Origin of the sequence: Paenibacillus sp. P22 (assembly GCF_000469945.2) — a bacterium.
Lineage (GTDB): Bacteria > Bacillota > Bacilli > Paenibacillales > Paenibacillaceae > Paenibacillus_O > Paenibacillus_O humicus.
Window position 1 is genome coordinate 1 of sequence record NZ_CBRA020000064.1, and the last position, 24334, is coordinate 24334.

At 58.7% G+C, this 24334-nt stretch carries 20 protein-coding genes and 1 pseudogene; 5 read left to right on the forward strand and 16 right to left on the reverse strand.

The genetic code is table 11. The features are described from left to right. The 3 genes from BN871_RS10495 to BN871_RS10505 all read right to left on the reverse strand — a co-directional run. Positions 1 to 1244: amino acid permease (locus tag BN871_RS10495; protein WP_048745861.1), on the reverse strand; the 1244-nt coding region annotated here is incomplete at its 3' end. Positions 1245 to 1355: 111 nt separating this feature from the next. Next, on the reverse strand, positions 1356 to 1964 hold the full coding sequence (locus tag BN871_RS10500) for a DUF3298 and DUF4163 domain-containing protein (RefSeq protein WP_021878174.1): 609 nt from the start codon (positions 1962 to 1964) through the stop codon (positions 1356 to 1358). A 68-nt stretch (positions 1965 to 2032) separates the two neighbouring features. Next, positions 2033 to 2755, reverse strand: a complete 723-nt coding sequence (locus BN871_RS10505; protein WP_021878173.1) for a phosphonate ABC transporter ATP-binding protein — start codon at positions 2753 to 2755, stop codon at positions 2033 to 2035. Positions 2756 to 2932: 177 nt separating this feature from the next. Between BN871_RS10505 and BN871_RS10510 the strand changes: the two genes are divergently transcribed. Beyond that, positions 2933 to 3151: a hypothetical protein gene (locus BN871_RS10510; RefSeq protein ID WP_021878172.1), complete on the forward strand. Its 219-nt coding sequence runs from the start codon at positions 2933 to 2935 to the stop codon at positions 3149 to 3151. A gap of 255 nt (positions 3152 to 3406) precedes the next feature. After that, positions 3407 to 4156 carry an HAD family hydrolase gene (locus BN871_RS10515; protein ID WP_048745863.1) on the forward strand — a complete coding sequence of 250 codons (750 nt, stop codon included), beginning with the start codon at positions 3407 to 3409 and terminating at the stop codon, positions 4154 to 4156. 93 nt (positions 4157 to 4249) lie between these two features. On the opposite strand, the gene BN871_RS10520 is transcribed toward BN871_RS10515, so the two are convergent. After that, positions 4250 to 4444, reverse strand: coding sequence for a hypothetical protein (locus tag BN871_RS10520; protein ID WP_021878170.1), 195 nt, complete (start codon positions 4442 to 4444; stop codon positions 4250 to 4252). 204 nt (positions 4445 to 4648) lie between these two features. Here BN871_RS10520 and BN871_RS10525 point away from each other — a divergent pair, with 204 nt between their 5' ends. After that, positions 4649 to 6445: an ABC transporter substrate-binding protein gene (locus BN871_RS10525; RefSeq protein WP_048745865.1), complete on the forward strand. Its 1797-nt coding sequence runs from the start codon at positions 4649 to 4651 to the stop codon at positions 6443 to 6445. A gap of 82 nt (positions 6446 to 6527) precedes the next feature. Here the strand turns inward: BN871_RS10525 and BN871_RS10530 are convergent, their stop codons facing one another. The 9 genes and pseudogenes from BN871_RS10530 to pdhA all read right to left on the reverse strand — a co-directional run bounded on the left by BN871_RS10530 (position 6528) and on the right by pdhA (position 18741). Next, a complete protein-coding gene (locus tag BN871_RS10530; protein ID WP_048745867.1) occupies positions 6528 to 9032 on the reverse strand; it encodes a DNA topoisomerase 3 in 2505 nt (834 codons plus the stop codon). A 46-nt stretch (positions 9033 to 9078) separates the two neighbouring features. Next, positions 9079 to 10011 (reverse strand): glucosaminidase domain-containing protein, encoded by a 933-nt coding sequence (locus BN871_RS26180; protein WP_157060261.1) that lies wholly within the window; start codon positions 10009 to 10011, stop codon positions 9079 to 9081. 415 nt (positions 10012 to 10426) lie between these two features. Continuing rightward, positions 10427 to 11914 (reverse strand): glutamate synthase subunit beta, encoded by a 1488-nt coding sequence (locus tag BN871_RS10540; protein ID WP_048745912.1) that lies wholly within the window; start codon positions 11912 to 11914, stop codon positions 10427 to 10429. 209 nt (positions 11915 to 12123) lie between these two features. Next, positions 12124 to 12618, reverse strand: a complete 495-nt coding sequence (locus BN871_RS10545; protein ID WP_021877481.1) for a dihydrofolate reductase — start codon at positions 12616 to 12618, stop codon at positions 12124 to 12126. After that, positions 12615 to 13409: a thymidylate synthase gene (locus BN871_RS10550; protein WP_021877480.1), complete on the reverse strand. Its 795-nt coding sequence runs from the start codon at positions 13407 to 13409 to the stop codon at positions 12615 to 12617. Before BN871_RS10550 ends, BN871_RS10545 begins: the two co-directional genes overlap by 4 nt. Before the next feature lie 369 nt (positions 13410 to 13778). After that, entirely contained in the window at positions 13779 to 15194 is a 1416-nt protein-coding gene (lpdA, locus tag BN871_RS10555) for a dihydrolipoyl dehydrogenase (protein ID WP_021877479.1), read from the reverse strand. 3 nt (positions 15195 to 15197) lie between these two features. Beyond that, positions 15198 to 16536 (reverse strand): annotated as a pseudogene (locus BN871_RS10560) (dihydrolipoamide acetyltransferase family protein). Positions 16537 to 16657: 121 nt separating this feature from the next. Next, positions 16658 to 17635: an alpha-ketoacid dehydrogenase subunit beta gene (locus tag BN871_RS10565; RefSeq protein WP_021877477.1), complete on the reverse strand. Its 978-nt coding sequence runs from the start codon at positions 17633 to 17635 to the stop codon at positions 16658 to 16660. Between the two features lie 41 nt (positions 17636 to 17676). After that, positions 17677 to 18741, reverse strand: a complete 1065-nt coding sequence (gene pdhA, locus BN871_RS10570; protein ID WP_048745914.1) for a pyruvate dehydrogenase (acetyl-transferring) E1 component subunit alpha — start codon at positions 18739 to 18741, stop codon at positions 17677 to 17679. 403 nt (positions 18742 to 19144) lie between these two features. On the opposite strand from pdhA, the gene BN871_RS10575 reads away from it, so the two are divergent. Beyond that, on the forward strand, positions 19145 to 19876 hold the full coding sequence (locus BN871_RS10575; protein WP_048745869.1) for an esterase family protein: 732 nt from the start codon (positions 19145 to 19147) through the stop codon (positions 19874 to 19876). Positions 19877 to 19963: 87 nt separating this feature from the next. Here BN871_RS10575 and BN871_RS10580 read toward each other — a convergent pair whose 3' ends face one another. Continuing rightward, positions 19964 to 20479, reverse strand: a complete 516-nt coding sequence (locus BN871_RS10580) for a low molecular weight protein-tyrosine-phosphatase (RefSeq protein WP_048745871.1) — start codon at positions 20477 to 20479, stop codon at positions 19964 to 19966. After that, positions 20479 to 21123 (reverse strand): trimeric intracellular cation channel family protein, encoded by a 645-nt coding sequence (locus tag BN871_RS10585; protein WP_048745872.1) that lies wholly within the window; start codon positions 21121 to 21123, stop codon positions 20479 to 20481. The genes BN871_RS10580 and BN871_RS10585 overlap by 1 nt, the downstream gene beginning before the upstream one ends. 134 nt (positions 21124 to 21257) lie before the next feature. Here BN871_RS10585 and BN871_RS10590 point away from each other — a divergent pair, with 134 nt between their 5' ends. Beyond that, positions 21258 to 21917 (forward strand): thiamine diphosphokinase, encoded by a 660-nt coding sequence (locus BN871_RS10590; protein ID WP_232312959.1) that lies wholly within the window; start codon positions 21258 to 21260, stop codon positions 21915 to 21917. 88 nt (positions 21918 to 22005) lie between these two features. Here BN871_RS10590 and BN871_RS10595 read toward each other — a convergent pair whose 3' ends face one another. Beyond that, on the reverse strand, positions 22006 to 23985 hold the full coding sequence (locus BN871_RS10595; protein WP_048745916.1) for an endonuclease MutS2: 1980 nt from the start codon (positions 23983 to 23985) through the stop codon (positions 22006 to 22008). Positions 23986 to 24334 lie beyond the last annotated feature (349 nt).

A 24334-nucleotide genomic window follows, 5' to 3' on the forward strand; every position in this document is an offset into this window, starting at 1 on the left:
CGCAGCGTAAGGTGCAAGCGGAAAAACCGGCATTCTGCCAAGATCTTTTTTCGGCGCGGAGGATTCATTGAAACTCGACATCGGTAACAAATGGGCTGCCTGCTGAACGGCAGCGCCTCATCCCTCGAGAGGCTTCCGGCCAGCCTGCTTGCAGCGAACAGCACCGATCCGCCCGATACGCACAGGCTGACTCCCACCGCTGCGGCCGCTGTTACCCTCCAGCCGCCGCCCCAAGGCGCTGCCGCCTGCAGAAAGAAATCATGCTCCGCTCCAAGCGGAAGCTGGAGAAGCGCCATAGCAGCCAGACCAAGCAGGATGAACCCGCCGACGTATACATAAGCCCCCGACAGCACATGCCCCCAGGGAAGCCTGATTCTCGGCTCGACCGTCTCTTCCGACAAGTGCTCCGCCGTCGCCGACCCCATGAACATCCGGTAAAGCAGAAGCAGTCCCATGATCCATCCCGCTCCGACGGCTCGCGGCTCCCCGGCAGCCGCGAGCGACCGGGCGGAATAAAGCTTCTCCAATCCGAAGGAAGGCCATAAGTAGGCCGTCATGACGGCAATCACCGCTGCGACCGATGCGATTTGCAGCAGCGCCGCGCTTTTTTGCAGCATAGAAAAGCCGTAATTGCCAAACAGGCACAGAGACAGCTGGACCAGCATCAGCACGGCAAACAGCATGGCAACGCCTGCTGCATGGCTCCATCCGTTCCATGAAGCCAATAAGCCCTGAATCCAATCCGCTGCCGCCAAATTCACGAAGGCCAGCATGCTGATTTGGCCGCCAAGCTGCAGCCAGCCTGTCAGGAAGCCCCTTCCCTTGCCGCCCAGAAGCAGCGCCGCATGGTAGCTGCCCCCGGCTGAAGGAACCGCAGACATGAGTTCCGCTTGCCCGGCATGGATCGAGAGCGCCAGCAGTCCGAGGACGGGCCAGGCCCATACAAGCAGCCATTCGCTGCCTGTATTCCATGCGTAAGCGTAGAACAGCGCCGCTCCTCCAAGCAGCGACAGGGCATTGAACGAGACGCCGAAGGCGGCGAACGGTCCGAAAGCTCGTTTGAGCTGCTGCGGTATGCCGAGTCTGTTCAGCTCCCTTTTGTCCTGCATGAACTGGATGTAAGCGGCGTAGCGAGTCATGGAGCGATACCCGCTTCTTCTGAGTCCGTTCTCCGCCGCAGCTGCGGCAGCAAGCCAAGCGACCGCCACCAGGCAAAACAAAGCAAACCCCGTCCACATCAACATGCTTCATGCCCCCTGTCCGTATCGAATATCTATCCGTCGTCTCCAAGCAGGCGCCCGCGGCAAACAACCCGTCGCAATTCAACAGGCGCGGGCAGACCGGTAGTCGAACCGTTAATTTTCATTCATTACGGATAAAGGGCCTTCGTCGGCGACAATGTCGGACAGGTCATAAACGGAAATCGGAAAATAAGGGAAGCCGTACACATAAGGGGTAATTTCGTAAATGCTGAACCAAATCACGAGGGCACGGTCCGCGATGTAGTAATCCTGATCGGCCCGGATGCCCTCGAACGGCTGCAGCAGCTCGATCTGCCGGCTCTTGATCTGCGCCGCCACCAGCTCGCTCAGCCTGGCTCTGTAATCGGATCCCGGCTTGAAGAGGCTGGCGAGCTTGCGGTTATGGCCGTCTGCAGTCATGAAGGTAAGCGACTGCTGCAGCGTCAAGCCATGGGCTCCGCCCGTGAAGGCATAGTTGAAGAGAGAAAGGCTGAATACGCCTCTCTCATTGGTTTTGACTTCATAATAAGCGGTCATTTGGGAGGAAGGGTCGGCCAGGGAGCCTTGATCTTCGATCATCTGGCGGACGGACCTGCGGATGGCGGAATTCATATGCGCCGCAGCCAGCTCCCCGCCTTCCAGATGGACGACGGGAATGAACAGCTCCGTGCGGAGCCTGGTAACCTTGGTCGTATGGACCGATAAGGGAGGCTCGAATGCCATGGGCGCCACCTGCTTCCTGCATGGGATCTTTGCTCCTATCCTATGCGCGGCCGATCCCCATTCATGCTCTAGAGCAGCATTTTCTCCTTGCTCGTCAGCCGTCTGCCGCTCACTTGCAGCACCAGCTTGCCGCCGTTCAGTCCCAGAATCCGGTCGGCGAACCTCTCCGCCCAGTCGCCTTGGTGAAGAACGGCGATGACGATGAGCCCTTGATTTTTGCACAGCTGCTTGAGGTCCGCCAGCACTTGTTCCCCGGCATGGGGATCGAGGCCGGAAATCGGCTCGTCCAGCAGCAGCACCTTGGCGCCGTGCACAAGAGCGCGGACGATCGCGACCCGCTGGCGCTCGCCTCCGCTCAGCTTGTCCGCCTTGCTGTGCGCCTTGTCGAGCAGTCCGACCTTCTCGAGCATATCCATGGCTCCCATATAATCGTCGTTGCGTACCATGCCGGTGGCGCGGCGCAGGAGCGAAGCCTGTGCGGCCGATCCGATCAAGACGTTTTTGAGAGCGGTCCGGTTCGCGCTGAGGAAAGGCTTCTCTTCGACGAGCGTCACCTCCCTGCGGATGCGCATCCTTCCGATGGCTGTAGTCGGTATTTGCCTGCCGTCTATCTTATACGAGCCCGATGTCCAGCCTTCCTGGAGAGCCAGGCATTTAAGGAGCATCGACTTGCCGCTCCCGCTGCCGCCTTTGACCGCGATGAATTCGCCTTCATCCGCGCGGAAGCTGATGTCGTCCAGCACGAGAGGTCCCGCCGGAATCTGTTTCTTGAGATGGGCTATATGGATCATGGAAGTTGAAGCACTCCTTTGGCCGCTTCCGGAACTTGGCCGGCAAGCTCTGGGTTGTCCAGCTTATTTCTTCAGTGTACGGGATAAAAATTCCTCTTTCCACCCGAACAAATGTTTGCTATAATAAAAACAGAACAAACGTTCCTAAACCTCTCTTTCCCGAAGGAGTGAGTTCCGATGAGCTGTCAGCATTTTCGCTTTGTTGAACGTCATCGCCCTTTCCGCGATTTGACTTTCAAGTTCTATGACGACGGGCGTCTCACCATTATTGACAACGAATCCGAATCCATTGTCACTCCCAACGATCTTCGCGGCGACAGCCGGGACTTCTATGTCCGCAAGCGGATCGCTTTTATCAAGAAGGATCTGCAGATCAAGGTGCAGAAGTACGCCTGATTGTGCCGAACCGGTATTCGTTCTTCTTCAATCTTCTCATCCGATTGAGTTTCCTTTCTTCAATCGTCCTCATAGATCCGCACCATGGCCTAGCCCCATTCGGGGCTTTTTTTCGTTCTCATTCCTTCATGCCTGCCGCTTAATGCAGCTGGCAGCGGCTTCAACCCCCAAGGCTGGAATTGACGGCGCGCATTCCCTTGCTGTAGATTGGATAAAAATAGATTCACGCAAGCCTACAAAAGGGGTTAGACCATCATGAACGCGCCAATCCGACAAACGATTCTGTTCGATCTCGACGATACGCTCATCCACTGCAACAAATATTTCAACCTGGTCATCGATCAATTCGTGGATGCCATGAGGACCTGGTTCCACGCTTATCCGGACATGACAGAAGCGGCAATCCGCCGCAAGCAGGTCGAAATCGACATCGCCGGCGTGCAGGCAACCGGGTTCAAGAGCGACCACTTTCCGCAATCCTTCCTCGACACCTACGTCGACTTTACCCGGTTGACCGGCAGGCCGGAGGATTCCAACGAGATCGACCTGCTCTGGAGCATGGGACAGAGCGTCTACGAGCAGGAGGCAGAGCCCTATCCCGATATGGAAGAGACGCTTCTGCGCCTGAAGGACGAAGGTCATGACCTGCATCTATATACCGGTGGCGAGCCGGAGATCCAGCGGCGCAAGGTGGACAGGCTTCGCCTGGACCGCTACTTCGGAGACAAGATCTACATCCGCCAGCACAAGAATATCGCAGCGCTGGAGCAAATTTTGGCGGAAGGGCATTTCGACCGTCACAACACTTGGATGATCGGCAATTCCATCCGTACGGATGTCGTGCCTGCATTGACCGCAGGCATCCATGCGATCCATGTGGAAGCGCAGACCGAATGGGAATACAACAACATCTCCATCGAAGTCGCGCCTCAAGGCGCTTTCCTGCAGCTCCATCATCTAAGAGATGTTCCGGACGGCATCCAGCGTTACATCCTGGGCCACTAAAAAAACGAAGGGCAGGGTTCAACCGGTTTTATCGGTTAAGCCATGCCCTTCGTTTTTTGCTTGCCTTCGCTTCGGCTTGCCGCTTGCGGCCGCTCATTTCTTCATGCCCATGAACAAGATCATGGCGTGGACCGGTTTCCATACTTGGCGGCTCGCTCTGCCCTTGTAATCGGTCCGGTTGGGCTCGACAGACTGTTTCCAGATCGAATCCGCGTGTTTGCTCTCGTGGCTGGACTGGTGGAATCGCTTGATTTCCATTTCGTTTCGGTAAACATGTTCGTAGCTCATTTTTATTGACACTCCCTGTTGTTTTCGTCGGCCTGGTTTTGATTCTTCCCTGCCGTTGAATCAAGTATCTCATGACATAACAGGAACAAAAAGTGTACAATAATTTCAAATGACTTCCTCTTTTTCAGCATGGAAAGGGCTTCCATTCCTTCATGCCGATTGCATGAAGGGTCATATCGAGCAAAAAAGGAGAAATCTGCGCGCATGCTCAACGCCGAACGATACTTGCTGCTGCTCAACCGATTCCAAATCGAAGAGCCCGACACTGAAGCCGAGACCGCTCTGGACGAGCTCGCCGAGCTGTTTCACTGCACCGAGCGCAATGTGAAGCTCATCGTGCGCAAGCTCGAGGAGGAAGGGTGGATTCGCTGGGTTCCGGGCAAAGGAAGGGGCAACCTCTCCAAGATCCATTTCCTGAAAAGCCGGGAACGCTTCCTGCTTGATATCGCCAAAGAGCTTGCTTCGGAGGGGGATTACCAGAAGGCCTTCCAGCTGTTTCAACTCCATGGCCAGCATACTTCCGTTCGCGACCGCTTTGTCGAATGGCTGAGCGGACATTTCGGATCGGATCGGATCGAGGAAGGCTCTCCCGCGCAGCGGGATGTGTTCCGGCTTCCCGTCTACCGTCCCCCTTATTCCCTCGATCCCGGGAAGCTGTTTTTTGCCTTCGACTCCCATCTGATCCATCAAATATTCGACCGGCTGCTCGGATTCGAGGCTGAAACCAAATCGCTCGTTCCCGGTCTGGCCCATTATTGGGAAAGCAACGATTCGGCAACGGCCTGGACCTTCCATCTTCGCAAAGGCGTCCGCTTCCATCATGGCCGGGAGCTGAATGCAACCGACGTCTGCTTCACGCTGAGCAGGCTGGCCGACGGGCAGCCCAACCGCTTCCTGCTGGAGTCGGTCGAAGCCATCACCGCTCTGGATGCACGGACCGTCCGGATAACGCTGAACAAGCCTAACCGCCTTCTCCCCCGCCTGCTGTGCTCCGGAGCGGCCTCCATTCTCCCGGCCGATCTCGTCCAGGAAGACGAGAGCCGCTACTGGATGCTTCCCTCCGGCACAGGTCCCTTCCGGGTCGACTGCTGGACATCCGACCGGATCGACTTGTCTGTCCACGAGCAGTACTACCAGGGAAGAGCCTATCTGGACGAGGTTCAGATCGCTTTCATGCCCGAGGACATCCCGCCCGAATTGAGGCTTAAATGGGGGCAGATCATGGCCAGCGATTCCCGCATGGCTTCCAAGGATGAGCAAGGCTGGGGCATGATCAGAACCGTCCATCAAGGATGCACGCTGCTCAGCTGGAACCGGCTCAACGGAGGGCCGCAGCAGTCGCTCGCCTTCCGGCTGGCCGTCGGACTTTCCATGGACCGGGTCGGCATGATCGGCGCCGGCGGCGAATTAAGCTATCCGGCGTATGGCTTCTTCCCCGTTCCCGGCGCGGAGCTGTCGGCAGAGCGCTACGAACCGGATACAGCCATCCGGATGCTGAAGGAAGACGGTTATGACGGCGCTCCTCTCAAGCTGCTGACAACGAACCAGCATGCCAAGGAAGCGCTTTGGATCAAGGAACGCTGCGGGGAGATCGGCATCCCCGTGGACATCCGCTGCGAGCAGCACAAAATCGTGCATACGAGCGATCTCGTCAAGGAGGCCGATTGCATCCTGATGAGCCTGGTCATGGCCGAGGAGGAAGTCGGAGAGCTGGAGACCTACCTCCAGGAGCACAGCTATATCCGCCAGCATCTGGATCCCGCTCTGGAACGCTGGATCCGCCGGGTGACCGATGCCATTCTCGCTTCGGATCGGCGCGATACGCGGCGCACCCTCTTCAGCCAAATCGAGCAGCGGCTCGTTCAAGAAGGCCAAGTGCTGTTCCTGCAGCATCGCTCCCTCAACACCTATGTGCACCCTTCGGTCCGCGGGATCGGCATCAATACGTTCGGCTGGATGGACTTCAAGGATATTTGGCTGGTCTCGGATAGTCCGGCATGAAAAAGATGAAAAAGAACCTCATCCCATCTTCTTGGACCAAGAAGGCGGATGAGGTTTTTTGTTTGATGGCATTAATTGTCCGTCATGTCCATTCCACGACGGTATCGCCTGTCCGGGCATCCTTGAGCCGCAGACGGCCTTTGGCGCTGCCCTCCGCACGCGGGAAGGCGGCTGCTGCCGTGCTCCCCTTGGCGAGGAGCGATTGCAGCATGGCCGGCGTCAGCGTCCGGCCATGCTGCTCCTTCCAGAGGACGAACTTGCAGCCGTCACGGAACCGGGAGCAGCCGTAGCCCCGCTTGCCTTCGACGATGCTGCCGCCGCAGCTCGGGCAAGTTCCCTGCGGCTTCAGACCGGCGGAAGTTGTCCGCCCTGGCGAGGAGGCTTGTCCGGATTGGTTTGCTTGGCTGGATGAGGAGGCTCTTCCTGCTCCTGATGATGGAGAGGCTGCCGCTATTGAAGCTGCACGCGCACGTTCACTCTGCGGCAGATTCGAAGCCGATGCCGCAGCGGACGATCGGGCGGAGCCGGCATTCTCCGGCTTCCCGCTGCGTCCAGCACTTGAAGCTGCCGAAGGGCTTGAGCCTGTCCCGGAGCGGGAAGCCCCGGCGGCTGTGCGGCCCGCTCCTGCTCCGAAGCGGGAAGCGCGGGAAGCTCCGCTCCGAGCAGCCGCTTTGCCACGCCGCGAGCCGCCGCCCTTGGCGGCCGGCTTGCCACGCTCCGGCTCAGCGAACGTCCCGGCAGGCGCAGGCGTCTGCTCCGCTACCTTCTGGACGATCATCCGGGCGAACTGTTTGACCTGCTCCATGAACTTTTCGTCGGATGCCTCATCCCGGGCGATCTGGCTCAGCCGGCGCTCCCACTGACCGGTCATGACCGGCGAAGCCAGAAGCTCTACCCCGGCTCCCCGGATCAGCTCGATGGCTGCGCAGCCTTTCGCTTCAATCTCCAGCTTTTTGCCGCTGGCACGGATATAACCTACCGTCTTCAGCCGCTCGATCGTTGCCGCGCGCGTGGCAGGCGTTCCCAAGCCGCTGTCCTTCATCGTCTCGCGCAGCTCTTCGTCTTCCATGGCTCTGCCGGCGCTTTCCATCGCTTTCAGCAGCGTTCCTTCCGTATAGGACTTGGGCGGCTGTGTCGACTTCTCTTCGGCTTTGGCCTGCTTGCACAACACCGGCTGCGATTCGTCGACATGGAAGGAAGCATCGGTAAGCTCCTGCTCTTCATCGTCTCCGTCCTCGTCCGGCTTGGCCTTTCCCTTGCCGCGCTTGGGCTTGTCCTCCGTCTCCGCAACTCCCTGGGTAACCTTCCATCCGGGATCAAGCAGCTGCTTGATGCGGGTGCGGAACGTTTCTCCTTCCACCTCGGTCAGCACCGTATGGTTGAGATACAAGGCCGGTCCATAATAATGGGAGAGAAACCGGCGAACGATAAGATCATAGATCTTTTTTTCGTCCGGACTCAGCGCGCCTGGTTTTTTGGGTGTCGGCAAAATGGCATGGTGATCCTCCACCTTGGCCGGATTGCAGACGGCTTTGTTGCCTTTATGTACCCGGGACCTGTCCGCCCCGGCGGCAAGCTCCGCATACTCGGTTCCCCGCAGCATGTCGAGCGCCTTGCCCATGACGGGAACCGTTTCCTCCGTCACATAATTCGAATTCGTTCTCGGATACGTGATGACCTTATGCTTCTCGTAGAGGGCTTGCGCCACGTCAAGCGTCTTTTTGGCGGGAAAGCCGTATCGCCCGTTGGCTTCGCGCTGCAGCAGCGTAAGATCATGCAGACGGTAAGGAAACTCCTTGCTCTCGGCCTTGTCGTAACGGACGATGGCTCCTTTTTTCCCTTTGACCTTGGCTGCGATCGCTTCCGCCTTGGCTCCGTCCGTCAGCTTGTCGCCTTGCCAGATGCCGTTGTACTTGGAGCTTTTTTGATCGAAAGAAGCCTTGATCCTGTAATACGTTTCCGGCTTGAACGCCTCGATCTCCCGATGGCGGTCGTACAGGAGCGCAAGCACCGGAGTCTGAACCCGTCCTACCGACAGCAGCGACTTATGGCGGATTGTGAAGGCGCGCGAGGCGTTCATCCCGATCAGCCAGTCGGCCTCGCTGCGGGCCTGAGCCGCCTTCGTAAGCGGCGCGTACTTCTCGTCGCTGCCAAGCTGCTCGAATCCCCTGCGGATCGTCTCCGGCGTCAAATCGGATATCCACAGACGGTCTACGGGCTGATGAAGCTTCAAATACCGTCGGATCAAATGGAAAATAAGCTGGCCCTCCCGCCCCGCATCGCATGCATTGACGAGCCGTCCGCATTGGCGGGCGAGCTCGCCGATGACCTTGAGCTGATCGCGGGTGCGGGGATTGGGAGACAGCTTGAATGTATCCGGGATGATGGGAAGATCCTGCGCCTGCCATTTTTTGTACCGGGGATCGTAATCATCCGGTTCCGCGAGGCTGACCAGATGCCCGATCGCCCAGGTGATGATATAACGCTCGCCTTCGAGATGCGTGCGGCGGTTCGTCGCCCTGGGCTCGATCGCGGACGCGATATTGCGGCCCATATCCGGCTTTTCTGCGATAATCAATGTCTTCAAGGAACCGCCTCCTTCTATTCCGGGTGGTCCTTGGCCAACAATGCCGTCAAGCGGCAACCTTTTCCTGAAGCATCGCGAAAATCTGGCGGACGCCGCGGGACCATTTGGGATCTTCCGCGTATTTGCGGTTGATCCATGTCAACGGGTCGGCATTCGGCGGCCTGTTCTTGCTCAGATTGACGACGGTCTTGGCTGCGATCCGCGAAGACTCCTCGATGCTGGTGTTGAAATCCTGCCAGCTGTAATGAACATTGAACGGATTGTTGGCCATCTTGGCCGCGCGCTTGTGATCGTCGGGCACGAAGCTCTGTTCTTGGCCGGTAATGGCGAACAGAAGCAGCGGATGCACGTTGTACTGCTTGGCGGCCGCGATAATGGCGTTCATGTATCGGGGCTTGGCCAGCATCGACGAGCGGCTCTCCAAATAAGCCGTCAGGCGCTCCACTTCAATATCGGCATATTGAAGCGACTGTGGAAGCTCGTTTTTGGCTAGCGGCGCCGCAGGCGCGGATTGCGCCTTCTTGGCGACGGGCTGCGCCTTGGGAGCCGGGACGGCAGCCTCCGCAGCAGCCGCGACGGGAATCTCGGCGGCATGATGATGGAACAGCGACCAGCCATATACAAGTGTACCTCCAAGAAGCATGACGGACAATACCGCCATCATCAGAACCCGGGTGCTGCTGCTTCCCAGCATGGAGGATTCTCTTTTAGCGGAGAGATCGGAGACGGTCTCCGGCAAGTTGAGATGATCCGCCACGGCCGCCAGCAGCGCTTCGTCGCGTGAGGCCGCGAACGGCTTGACGCGCCTGAGAATGCGCTCGAATTCGGAATGCTCGAGCGACACGTCCAGCTTTTTTTCCACCCAGTTCATCAGAGGACGGGCGATGCGCTGATCGCGGAAGTTGAGACTCAGGCAGGCGGCAAAAATATCGTCGCTGTTGACGATGCCTTTTTTGGAGATGATATGGGTACGAATCAATCTTGCCGTCAGCTCTTTTTTGATGGTTTCGGCGAAATCAGGGAGCTGTTGAAAGATGATTCGGCAAATGGCGTCGGATAGAATTTCAGAACGTTCACTTTGAGGTTTGTCAAAGTATTTCACATCAATAAAGGTTCTGATATGGTGAATATCCGCCGGCGTCAAGACAGATGCGCCTTCGGTTGCGTTCACGGGCAGCCTCTCCTTTAGGTATATAGACTTATGGACAATACGAATATTGTATCATAGGTCCCAATGGAAAGGCGGCTCCACATTATGGCTCTGCTCAGGACTTTCCTCCTGCTCTCCTCCTGGGCCCCATTCCAACTGCCGCTGGCTTTCTTGTCTTCGTTCCTTCCGAAATGGAAAAAGAAAAAGCGCCGGAGAGGCGCTTTTTCGAGCCATGCAGAAGCATTTAAGGCAGCATCGTCGTTCCCATCAAATAACGGTCCACTTCACGGGCGGCTTCGCGGCCTTCGTTGATGGCCCAGACGACGAGGCTCTGTCCGCGGCGCATGTCGCCTGCGGCGAATACCTTGTCCACGCTTGTGCGGTAATCGCCTTTGCGGGCTTTGACGTTCGTGCGGCGGTCCTGCTCGACGGAGAACGCATCTACAAGCGTGGATTCCGGACCTTCGAAGCCTACGGCGACGAAGACGAGATCGGCCGGCCATACTTTTTCGGTGCCGGGAATTTCCTTGTAGATCTTGCGGCCGGTCTCGTCGACCGTCCGCTCGATCTGAACCGTATGAAGTTCCTTGAGCTGGCCGTTCTCGTCGCCGACGAACTTCTTCGTCAGGACGGAGAAGGCGCGGGGATCTTCGCCGTATACAGCCTTGGCTTCCTCATGGGCGTAATCGAGCGTATAAACGTTCGGGAACTGCGGCCACGGGTTGTTGATGCTGTCGCGCTGAAGCGGAGCCTTGGCATGCGTGCCGAACTGGGTGACGGACTTGCAGCCATGACGCAGGGCGGTGGCCACGCAGTCGGTGCCGGTGTCGCCGCCTCCGATGACGATGACATCCTTGTCCTTGGCCGAGATGTAGTTGCCGTCTTCCAGCCCGGAATCCAGGTAGCTCTTGATCGTTCCGTTGAGGTAGTCCATTGCGGGGTAGATGCCCCCGAGGGTGGAGCCTTCGATGTCTACTCCGCGCGCCTTGGTGGCGCCGCCGCAAAGGACGATGGCGTCAAAGCCTTCCAGAAGCTCCTCCGCTCCGATATCCTTGCCGATCTCCGTGTTCGTCACGAAGCTGACGCCTTCGGCTTCCATCAGATCGACGCGGCGCTGCACGATGCCCTTGTCGAGCTTCATCGTCGGAATGCCGTACGTGAGCAGGCCGCCGATTCGGTCCGCGCGCTCGTAGACCGTCACCGTGTGGCCGGCTTTGTTGAGCTGGGCGGCGCAGGCCATGCCTGCAGGTCCGGAGCCGATGACCGCAACGCGCTTGCTCGTGCGCATCTTCGGAGGCTGCGGGACGACCCAGCCTTCATCGAAGCCGCGGTCGATGATCGCCTGCTCGATCGTCTTGATCGTAACGGAATCGCCGATCAGGCCGACCGTACAGGAGCCCTCGCAAGGCGCCGGACATACGCGTCCGGTGAATTCCGGGAAGTTGTTCGTTTTGTGGAGGCGCTCCAGCGCTTCGCGCCATAGGCCGCGATAGATCAGATTGTTCCATTCCGGAATCAGGTTGTTGACAGGGCAGCCGGAAGCTCCGCCGGCAATCTCCATGCCGGTGTGGCAGTACGGAGTGCCGCAATCCATGCAGCGGGCTCCCTGCGTGCGCAGCTGGTCATCCGGCAGATGCTTGTGGAATTCTTCCCAATCCTTGACCCTCTCGAGCGGGCTGCGGTCCGCAGGCAGCTCGCGCTTGTATTCCATAAAACCAGTAGGTGTCGACATCTTGCCCATTCCTCCATCCGTAAGGTCCCTATCGTTACGTCATCTGTCTGTCGGCTCTAAAGGACGCAGCCCCGAATGCCGCTGCCGGAAAAAGCATAAAGTTGCATTCCGGCGCATACTTTGTACCTCATCGTAGCATTGTTGACCGGTTGATCATAATGGAGTAAGCGTACAATCATTTGCACTTTGTCGCATGACAGCAATAAAGACTAATCCTTCACCCGTTCATAACGGTTGAAGCGGTAGGCGACTCCCAGCTTCTCGTCGCCCTTGCCGGGATAGGAATCCGCAAGTCTCCATTCTTCCTCGCGGAAGGATGGAAAGAAGGCGTCCCCGCCTCCGAATGAAGCGTCGATCTCCGTTAGCAGCAGGCAATCGGCATGAGGCAGCAGCAGCTCGTAGATCTGCTCGCCGCCGATCACCATCAGCTCCTCCCCCGCCGGCTCCAGCTGCAGAGCCTCATCGAGGGAATGCACCGTCTCGGCTCCTTCCGGCGTGAAGCCGGCGTCCCGGGTCAGGATCACGTTGCGCCTGTTCTTGAGCGGCCGGCTGCCGAACGACTCGAACGTTTTGCGTCCCATCAGCACCGTCTTGCCCATCGTCCGCTCCTTGAAGTAGCTCATGTCTTCGGGAAGCTTCCATGGAAGGTCGTTGCCGCGCCCGATAAGGCGGTCGCGGTCCATGCAGGCGATCATCGTAATCATATGGCGACCTCCGCCTTGATCGTAGGATGATGCTGATAGCCTACGATCTCGAAATCCTCGTAGCGGTATTTGAAGATGGATTCCGGACGCCTCTTCAGCACCAGCTGCGGCAGCGGATACGGCTCCCTCGTCAGCTGCAGCTTCACCTGCTCCAGGTGATTGCTGTAGATGTGGACGTCTCCGCCGGAATAGATCAGCTCTCCAGGCTCCAGATCGCATTGCTGCGCAATCATATGGGTCAGCATCGCATACTGGGCGATGTTGAACGGAAGACCGAGGAACGTATCCGAGGACCGCATCGTGAACATGCAGTTCAGCTTGCCGGCAGCCACCTGGAACTGAAAGACGAAATGGCATGGCGGCAGCTTCATATTGTCGACCTCTGCCACATTCCAGGCGCTCACCATATGGCGCCGCGAATCGGGATTGGTGCGGATGGAATCCACGAGGCTCCGGATCTGATCGTGGACGTTGCCGTCCTTCCCTTCCCACGCCCGCCACTGGGAGCCGTACACAGGCCCGAGATCGCCGTTCTCGTCCGCCCATTCGTTCCAGATCCGCACCCCGTTCTCCTGCAGATAACGAATATTGGTGTCTCCGCTCAAAAACCACAGAAGCTCATGGATAATGGACTTCACATGCACCCGCTTGGTCGTGACCAAAGGAAATCCCTTCGACAAATCAAAGCGGAGCTGCCTGCCGAAGACGGCAATCGTTCCCGTGCCCGTCCGGTCGGAACGCTCCGTGCCGTTGTCAAGAATATCCTGCAAAAGCTCCAAGTAATTTTTCATGCAACCTTCCCCTTTGTCCCAATCTGTCTATAACCCGCTTTGAAAACCTTTTTCCTATTCTACCATCAGCAGGCGAGTTTTGTCTCCATTATGCAAGGAAATGTCGCAAGAAAACGATCGAATCGGCCTATAATCCTTTGGCGCGGTAACGATTAGGGGCAATAAAGGATTTTGGGCAGGAAGGAATAACCAAATAAGAAAAACCTCGTAAGCAGCTATAACGCTCCAAGCGCATCGATGCGTTGCAGCCGCTTTTACGAACCCCCGGCGCGTCGCCCCTCCTGCCTGCTCCCCAGACCAAACAAAAAACAGCCGGCACGCGGGGTGCCGGCTGTTGCTGCATGCCGCCAGAAATCGGCAGCGGATGTATTACTTGACGAAAACGTGGATCGGGTGGCCGAGAGCCACTTCCGCCGCATCCAGCACGATTTCGCCGAGCGTCGGGTGGGCATGGATCGTGAGGGCGATGTCTTCAAGCGTAGCGCCCATCTCGATGGCCAGGCCGAGCTCGGAAATCATGTTGGAAGCTTCGATGCCCGCGATGTGGGCGCCGAGCACGAGGCCGCTGTCTTTGTCGGCGACGATTTTGACGAAGCCTTCTCCAGCGTTCAGGGAAAGCGCGCGTCCATTCGCCGCGAACGGGAATTTGCCGACTTGGACGTTGTAGCCTTTGTCCTTGGCTTCCTTCTCGGTCAGGCCGACGCTTGCGCATTCCGGATCGGAGAAGCATACCGCAGGCATGCACTTGTAGTCGACTTTGCTCGGCTGTCCGCCGATGACTTCAGCCGCGACGCGGCCTTCATACATCGCTTTGTGGGCAAGCGCAGGACCGGCAACGATATCGCCGATAGCGAAGATATGCGGAATGTTCGTGCGTCCTTCGTCGTTGACTTCGATAAGGCCGCGGTCCGTCATCTTGATGTTGATGAGATCAAGGCCAAGCTCTCCGTCCGTGTTCGGACGGCGTCCGACCGTTACGAGCAGGTAGTCGGCCGTGATTTTCTCTTCCTTGTCGCCGACCGTGTACGTAACGGTGACGTCCTTGTCGGTCTGCTCGGAGCTTTTCGCCATCGCGCCGGTGATGATGTCGGCTTTTTTGGCTTTGAGCTTTTTCGCCACGAGCTGGGACATGTCTTTGTCGAAGCCGGGCAGGATGGAATCGGATCCTTCGAGAATCGTCACCTTCGTGCCGAACTTGCTGTACATTTGGCTCAGCTCGATGCCGATGTAGCCGCCGCCGATGACGACGAGGCTCTTCGGAATCTCAGGCAGCGTCAGAGCGCCCGTGGAGGACACGATGCGTCCGCCGAACGGGAATGCCTTCAGCTCGATCGGACGGGAGCCCGTCGCGATGATGCAGTTCTTGAACCGGTAGCGCGGCGCTTCCTGATCGTTGAAGACACGGGCTTCGTTTTCGTTGATGAACATGACTTCGCCGGCAAAGTACTGGACTTTGTTCGCTTTCAGCAGGCTGGCTACGCCGCCGGTCAGCTTCTTGACGACGCTGCCGCGGAACTCCTGGATCTTGGACCAGTCGACCTTCACGTCGGCGGCCGTAATGCCGATCGCTTCGGAATGGCTTACCGTGTCGAATTGATGGGAAGCCGAGATCAGAGCCTTGGAAGGAATGCAGCCGACGTTCAAGCAGACGCCGCCTACATATTCCTTATCTACGCAGAGCACGCTCTGGCCGAGCTGAGCGGCGCGGATCGCCGCTACATATCCGCCTGGGCCGGCACCAATTACCAGTGTATCGATATCGAGAGATGGATCTCCTACTACCATGAGTTATACCTCCATAACGAGCAGCTGAGGATCGCCCAGAAGCTGTTTAATGTAGTTAAGGAAATTCTGAGCCGTCGCACCGTCGATGATGCGGTGGTCGAAGCTGAGGGACAGAGCCATGACGGAAGCAGGAACGATTTGGCCGTTCTTGATGACAGGCTTGTCGGAAATGCGGCCTACGCCAAGGATCGCGACTTCAGGGAAGTTGATGATCGGCGTGAAGAACATGCCGCCGGCGGAGCCGATGTTCGTGATCGTGATCGTGCTGCCTTTGAGCTCGGCGCCGGTAAGCTTGCCGTCGCGGCCGCGGATAGCCAGGTCGCGGATGGAATCGGCGATCGTCCAGACGTTTTTGCGGTCGGCATGCTCGATGACCGGTACGATGAGGCCGTTGTCGGTATCCGTCGCAATGCCGATGTTGTAATATTTGCGGAGCACGATTTCCTGGGACTCCTCATCCAGCATCGCATTCATGATCGGGAACTCGCGGCAAGCCGCTACGAGTGCTTTCACGATGAACGGCAGGTAAGTGAGCTTGACGCCTTTTTTTCTCGGCGACGGGCTTCGCTTTTTGGCGAAGCTCGACCAGAGCGGTCACGTCGACTTCATCCATCAGCGTGACATGCGGAGCCGTATAAGCGGACTTCGCCATCGCGCCGGCGATGATTTTGCGGATGCCCTTGAACGGCAAGCGCTCTTCCGGACGGTCTCCGCCTTGGGATGCCACCGGAGCGGCTTTCGCTTCTCCAGCGCCTTTGGCAGCAACAGCCGCGTTGTCGGAAGCTGCCGCCGGAGTCGATTTGCCGCCGCCTGCAGCGAACTGCTCGACATCCTCGCGGGTCACCTTGCCGTTTTTGCCCGTGCCTTGGACGGCCGTGATGTCCACGCCTTTTTCGCGGGCGAGCTTGCGTACGCTAGGAGTGGCAAGCACGCTGCCCTTGGCTGCGCCTTCGGCCTTGGCCGGCTGCGCGGCGGGAGCCGCGTCCTTCGCCGTCACTTCGGCATCGGCTTTGGCTGCGCCAGGAGCGACATTGGCCGCTTCGTCCTTCGCTACTTCCTTCGCGCTGTCCTCGGCAGGAGCCGCGCCTTCCGGAAGATCGCCTTCGGCATCGATGATCGCGACCACTTCGCCTACATGGCATACCTGACCGTCCTTCGCGAATACTTCAAGCACGGTGCCGTTGACCGGACAAGGCACTTCCACGACGGCTTTGTCGTTCTGCACTTCCATAATGATGTCATCGTCGGTTACTTTGTCGCCCGGCTTGATATGCATGGTCATGATTTCGCCTTCATGCAGACCTTCGCCGAGCTCCGGGAACCGGTATTCGAATTTTGCCACGGATGTACCTCCTTTTGCGTCTAGAGCTTGGTGATGGGCCGCGGAGCTGGGACAAGCCCCTGCAGAGACGGGCCTGCCCGCTCCTCGCCATCGGAACCAGCCGGCAGTCCGGCCGGATGGATTAGAAGTCGAGGACTTTCTTCACGCCGGCGATGATGCGCGCAGGCGTCGGAAGCCATTGATCCTCGATCTGCGCATACGGGTACACCGTATCCGGTCCGGCTACGCGCAGGACAGGAGCTTCCAGATGGAGAATGGCCTTCTCGTTGATCTGAGCGATGACCTCGGCAGCAGCGCCGGAAGTTTTTTGCGCTTCCTGCACGATGATGACGCGGTTCGTCTTCTTGATGGATTCCACGATTGTATCGATGTCAAGCGGCATCAGCGTGCGCAGGTCGATGACTTCGACCTTGACGCCTTCCTTCTCCAGCTCCTCGGCTGCTTTCACAGAGGTGTGGACCATCATGCCGTACGTAACGATCGTCACGTCGCTGCCCTCGCGGACGACGTTGGCCTTGCCGAGCGGAATCGTGTACTCTTCTTCCGGCACTTCGGCGCGGAAGGCGCGGTACAGGTTCAAGTGCTCCATGAAGAAGACCGGATCGTTGTCGCGGATGGCGGAGATCATGAGGCCCTTGGCGTCGTATGGATTGGAAGGAATGACGACCTTGATGCCTGGAGTCTGCATCGCAAGGCCTTCCAGGGAATCCGTATGCAGCTCGGCTGCCTTCACGCCGCCGCCGAACGGGGTGCGGAATACGATCGGCGAGTTGTAGCGGCCGCCGGAACGGTAGCGCATGCGGGCCGCTTGAACGAACATTTGATCCAATGCTTCATAGATGAAGCCGACGAACTGGATTTCAGCGACGGGGCGGAAGCCTTGGACGCCGAGGCCTACCGCCATGCCGGCCAGAGCGGATTCCGCGAGCGGCGTATCGAATACGCGCTCCTCGCCGAATTCCTTCTGCAGTCCTTCCGTCACGCGGAAGACGCCGCCGGTATGGCCGACGTCCTCCCCGAACAGCATTACATTATCGTCACGCTTAAGCTCGGTCCGCAGAGCGTCGCGGATTGCTTCAAGCATATTCATTTGAGCCATGTTAACAGGTTCCTCCTTCGGTGGATCGGCCGCTTGGCCGCTTAGAAATCGGCTTTTTGCTCTTCAAGATGCGCAGGCGTGTTCTCGAACATCGAGTCGATCAGGCCGCCGACCGTCATTTTCTCGGTCGCCTCGGCTTTTTTGATCGCATCGTTCACGGCTGCTTTGGCTTCTTCTTTCACGCGAGCCGTATCTTCCTCTGTCCAGAGGCCTTTTTTGTCCAGATATTTGCCGAAGCGGATGATCGGATCCTTTTGGGTCCATTCGCTTTCCTCGTCCTTCGTACGGTACTTGGTCGTATCGTCGGAGAGGGAATGCGGACGGAAACGGTACGTCAGCAGCTCGATCAGCGTCGCGCCTTCGCCGTTGCGTCCGCGCTCGGCAGCTTCGGATACCGCTTTGACGACAGCCAATACGTCCATGCCGTCAACCTGCACGCCTTTGATGCCGGCAGCGAGAGCCTTGTGGGCGATCGACTGGGCAGCCGTCTGCTTGGAATAAGGAGTCGTAATCGCGTAGCCGTTGTTCTGCACGACATAGATCGCAGGCAGCTTATAGGCGCCCGCGAAGTTCAGGCCTTCGTAGAAATCGCCCTCGGACGAGCCGCCGTCGCCGGTGTACGTGATCGCAACGCGCTTCTCGCCGCGCTTCTTGAATGCCATCGCAACGCCGGTCGCATGGAGGATCTGAGCGCCGATGATGATTTGCGGCATCAGGACGTTGACGCCTTCGGGAATCTGGCCGCCATGCTGATGGCCGCGGGAGTACAGGAACGCTTGGTACAGCGGAAGGCCGTGCCAGACGATCTGAGGCATGTCGCGGTAAGCCGGGCAGATGAAGTCTTCCTTGTTCAGCGCGTATTCGCTTCCGATCATGGAAGCTTCCTGGCCGGATACCGGCGCGTAGAAGCCGAGACGGCCTTGACGGCCGAGATTCACGGCGCGCTCATCCCAAGTGCGCGTGAAGACCATGCGGTACATCAGTTCCTTCAATTGTTCGTCGCTGAGCTCCGGCATGAGATCCGGATTCACGACTTCGCCCTCCGGCGAAAGAATCGTAAGCGGCTCTACGTTATCACTGTGGACTTCGTAAGAATGCTTGTTCATGAGCTTGCTCATCAGGGAGGTTCACCTCGATTTGTTATTTGAATCTTGATCTGCTCTGTTATAGAATTATTATAAACCTGTTACCTTGAAACGGTCAAAAAAAAATTGCGTGAAAGCGGCGATTTTTCATGATTTTCAAGAAATATGTGCATGAATTGTATGTGTAACAGCCTTGCAATTTCAGTAGTACAGGATAGTACAACAAGCGTTTTCATAAGCGGCGGACGTTCTGAATGCCAAGGAACGGCGAGAGCCGGCTGCGACGGGATGGGATTTCCAGCCGTGGGATCTCCATTACAGAAAAATGAAAAACAGCTGCAGGCCGGAACGGCGGGGCGCGGGACATCTCCTTATTGTTTACCCTAAGCTCCGCTTCCCCATGCAGCCCAAGGAGGACATAAGCATGACCGACGACAAATACTTGAAACGGACCATCGTGAAGGAAACGGTGCCGAGCGCCTTCCTGGATACGGGCTCCCGCGATCTGAGGATCTACCTTCCCCCCGGCTACAACGAAGTGCTGAGCTACCCGGTCGTGTACGGCCAGGACGGCGAAGACCTGTTCAACTTCGGACGGATCGCGACGCTCGCCAACAAGCTGATCATCGACGGCGAGATCGAGCCCTTCATCATTGTCGGAGTCGACGTGGACAAAAAGAAGCGCACGGCCGAATATTCCCCGGACGGCAGCCTGCACGAAGCCTACGTCCGCTTTTTCGCGGAAGAGATGCTTCCCTTCGTCGAGGAGCGCTATCCGGTCCGGCGCGAGCGCTCGGAGCGGCTGCTCGTCGGCGATTCGCTCGGCGGCACGGTGTCCCTTCATCTCGCGCTCCGGTATCCGGATATTTGGAGCCGCGTCCTCTCGCTGTCCGGCGCATTTTATGAGGCCTCGCAGCAGCTGGCGGCGCTGGAGCAGGAGCTTGGCTGGCTGCAGCTGTACCAGTATGTCGGCTTGCAGGAAACCGACTACCAGACCGATACGGGCATCTACGACTTCGTCACGCTGAACCGCGAGATGCGGGAGCTGCTCGAGGCCAAGGGCGCCGGGATCCTGTATACGGAAAAAGACGGCAAGCATCAATGGGGCTTCTGGCAGCGGGAAATTCCCGACGGCCTCAAGCATTTCATGGACTGATCAGCTGTCATGGCGCAAAAATAAAGGGAAACGGCCGGAAAGCCGCTTCCCTTTTTTTATTCGCCTTTGGCGTGCTGCCGCCCACTTCTATACGCGCGCATGGCCGGCAAGTCTGGCCTGATCGTTCTTGATTAAGCTCAGCAGCCGGTCGCAGCCTTCCTTCACGAGGCGGAACGTCTCCTCGAAATCGCCGGTATAATATGGATCCGGCACCCCGGCACGCTCCTGCCCCGGAAGCAGCTCCATGAAACGAAGCAGCTCGCCGTCCGGTTCGATGGACCACTCCCGCAGCAGCTCCCTCACATCCTGCTCGTTCTTCTCGTCCATGCAGACGATATAGTCGGCCTGCTCCAGAGCCTGCCGGCTGACGAGCGTCGAAATCATTCCCTGGCAGGAGATTCCGGCCGCGTCCAGCATCCGGCGCGTGCCCTCATGAGGCGAATGGCCGAGATGCCAGTCTCCGGTTCCGCAGCTGCCGGCTTCGACGATTCCGCCAAGCCCCTGTTCCTCCGCCTTGTGCCGGAGAACCGCCTCGGCCATCGGGGAACGGCAGATGTTGCCGAGGCATACGAACAGAACCTTCGTCTTCTTGTTGTCCGCCATCAGAACAGCCCTCCCTTTCTCATGTCTCCCGAGGCGGGACGCAGCGACCTTCTCGGCAGCCTCCACTTGAATATGACCGAGAACATGCGCATGACGATGATCAGCACGAACAGGACGATCAGCCCGACCGTGCTTCCCGGCCATCCGAGGCCGATCGCGGCGCCGGCGAGAATGGCCCATACCGCGTAGATCTCGTCGCGCAGCACGAGCGGCTTGCGCCCGGCGAGCAGATCGCGGATGATTCCGCCTCCAATGCCGGTAAGCGTGGCGGCGACCATGACCGCGCTGAGCGGATGCTTCATGCCCGTGGCGTACAAGGCGCCCTGTATCGCGAACGCCGACAGGCCGATGGCATCGAACAGCGCCTCCATCCTGCGCCAATGCTGGATCCAGCCGACCGGCAGCAGGAAGGCGATCGTCATCGCCGCCAGCGCAACCTTGATGAGAAGGCCCTGGGTCCATAACGTCGTGACCGGAACCCCGATGAGCAGGTTGCGGATGACGCCGCCTCCGAATGCGGTCACAAGTCCGAGCACGAAGACGCCCAGAATGTCATACTCTTCCTCCATGGCGACGATCGCTCCGCTGACCGCGAACGCAATCGTGCCGATAATGCTGAATACGGCAAAAATATCGGTGTACAAGTTCTAACGCCCCTTAAGTCTCCATCATCCTACCTATAATAGCCGCGAGGGATGCAGGACGCAACCGTCATTGCGGCATCGTCTCCGGACAAGCTATAATGTCGGCAGATTCAATCCCGAAAGGATGGAAAACCTTGGAACCGTCAACCTTCAATGGCCGGGTCGTCATCGTATCCGGAGGCAGTCTGGGCAGCTGGATTCTGGATTTGATCCAAGAAGGCGACCGCATCATCGGAGCCGACGCCGGAGCGCTGTTTCTCGTGCGCCATGGCATCAAGCCTCATCTGTCGCTCGGCGACTTCGACTCCGTAAGCCCGGAGGAGCAGAAGGATATCCACGCCGAAAGCCTCGAATCGGCTTCCTTCGATCCCGTCGACAAAAACTATACGGATACCGAGCTTGCCTTCCGACGTGGCCTTGACCTGAAGCCGTCGTCGATTCTTCTGCTGGGCGCGACGGGAAGCCGCCTTGACCACACGCTCGCCAATGTCCACTTGCTGCGGTTGTCCGCGGAACAGGGCATTCCCGCAGCCATCGAGGACGCTGCGAACCGGATCCGCGTGCTGCCGCCGGGCTCATCGATGGCATTGGGCCGCAGCCGCTTCGAGCATATCTCGCTGCTGCCGCTCAGCATGCGCGTAGCCGGCATCAACCTTGCCGGTTTTCAATATCCGCTGACCGACGCAAGCCTGGAGATCGGCCAGTCGCTCGGCATCAGCAATGCATTGGCCGCCGAATCCGGCACCGTATCGTCGGCGGAAGGCTGGCTTCTCGTCATCGAGAGCATCGGCTGAGATTCCGTTTGCCGGCTTTCGCCGTACGCGGTCTGCTGTTCGCCGTTCGCCTTCGGCCGCTTGCCGCTTGCCTCCGGCTTGACACCGGTCATTCCTTGCCGCCGTCGCCCGGCGTCTCGATGCTCAGCCCATCGACATGCTTGCGGGACATCAGCTTTCTGGCCTTGCGGTTTTCCTTCGAATCGAACACGATGTCGAGATCGTACTCCGTCCCCGGATAGAGCTGCTCTTTCTCGATATACAAGGCCAGCCGCTTGCGGTTGAAGCTTCTCTTTTCCTTTTGAACCTGAACCCCGACCTCTCCACGCTCATCCGCTTCACGGAAGACGATGCCCATTCTCCGGAGCGGGTAGATCCAGACGCAGTCTCCGACGCGGAAATGCACCTTCTCCTTCCCCTCCGCTTTTTTGGCATTTCCCGCCGAAGCGGGCTCCGCCTTGCTTCGCTCCCTTGCTCCAGTCCGTTCCGGATCGCTTTGCCTCCTATCGAGAGGCTTCATCGAAGGAGCTTCCGAAGCTCCTTCCTGCCGCTGAAGCTCCGGAGACCGATGCGGCCTCAGCTGCTCCGCACGGTCGAGGATCGACTTGGGCAGTCCGTATCGCCTCGCGATCGCCAGCGCGTAGCTGTCCCCCGCCTCTCCCGGCTCCAGCCGGTACAGCGGCTGCAGAGATTCCGGATCGAAGGCCATGCGGGCGTTCATGCAGCGTCCGGTGCGCGCGGCATACGCTTTGATTTCATTGAAATGAGTCGTCACGGCAAGCTTCGAGCCTCGCCGTCCCAGCTCCTCCAGCACGGCGATCGAAAGCGCTATCCCTTCACCCGGATCCGTCCCTGCGGCGAGCTCATCGAGCAGGACGAGCGTCCTCCTTCCAGCCGTGGCCAGCACTTCCCGCAGAACGGCCAGATGGGCGGAAAAGGTGCTGAGCGACTGCTCGATGCTCTGCCCGTCTCCTACATCGGCCAGCACATCGTCGAACAGGCCGATCGACGTCCCTTCGGCCGCCGGCAGGAACAAGCCTGCCTGGGCCATGAGCACGAAAAGGCCGATCGTCTTGAGCGCCAGCGTCTTGCCTCCCGTATTGGGACCGGTAATGTACAGCTGATCCCATTCCAGGCCGAGCTCGGCATCGATAGGCACCGCTTGCTCCCCGAGCAGCGGATGGCGCCCGGACACGATCCTGACGGCGGGTTCGGCTTCAAGCGCGGGCTCCGTCCCGCTGTACGAGATCGCCAGCTTGCCTCTCGCGAGAATGAAATCGAACATCGCCATCGTCTCCAGGTTGATGCCGAGCTGCGGCCCATGCTCCTCCGCCAGCTCCGACAGCCCGGCCAGGATGCGCAGCCGCTCCTGCTCCTCCGCCGATTTCCATGAAGACAGCTCCGCCTGCAGATCGGCAATGTCGGCCGGCTCTACGAACAGCGTCTGGCCGCTGGCGGATTCATCCCATACGGTTCCAGGCACCAGCTTGCGGTGCTCGCGCCGGACCGCGAGGACGAACCTGCCGCTGCGCTGGCTGATGACGGCTTCCTGAATTGCATTTCGATATTTGGCCAGCGAAGCGTCGAGCTTCCTCCGTATTCGGTCCTCCGCCACTCCGTAAGCGCGCCTGATCCGGGACAGCTCGGGCGAAGCATGGTCATGCAGCCATCCTCCCCGGATGCAGCGATCCAGCTCGGCCCGCAGCTCCGGACAATCGCGCATGGAAGAGGCGTAGCCGGACAGAAGCGGCGCGGCATCTCTCTTGGCCTCCATGTAGCGCTTCATCTGCGCCACGGAGCCGAGCCATGCCGACAAGCCCGACAGCTCGCGCTCGTCGTAGATTCTGCCCTTGCCGAGCAGCGCAAGGAACGGACCGATGCCTTCCATCGCGGACAGCGGTACGCTCGCTCCCGACGCCAGCAGCGACTCCGCTTCGGCCGTCTCGCGGAGCCACTGCGCCGCCTGTCTCCCTACCGGGCTTGGACGATGCTTCTGAGCCAGCCTGAGGCCGGGCTCCGATACGGTGAAGCCGCACAGCTGCTCATGGATGGCGTCGTATTCCAGTCTTGCCATGGATGCTTGATTCAACTTGATTTCCTCCCCGAAAATGCTCATGTCCATATCGACCCAGCCGCTAGAAGGCGTTCAAGGACACAAAAAAACAGGAGGGAACGCGGAAGCGCTCCACTCCTGTCGGGCTAGGTACCTGCTGCCGTCTTTCCCCAGTACGCCTCCAATGACCGGCTGCCGCAAGCCTCGGTGAACAGCTTGCGGCGGCAGGTGCATGGGAAACGAAAAAAAACCGTGCTCGAAGGAGCACGGAATACCGGTAAGACGATTGTCCGCAGACCATCGCTCAGGGTGAGTATCCACATGTTCTCAACTCTTCATAAGCGCACCCGAAAAACCTAGTGAATGAATCCATTCATAAGGGGAA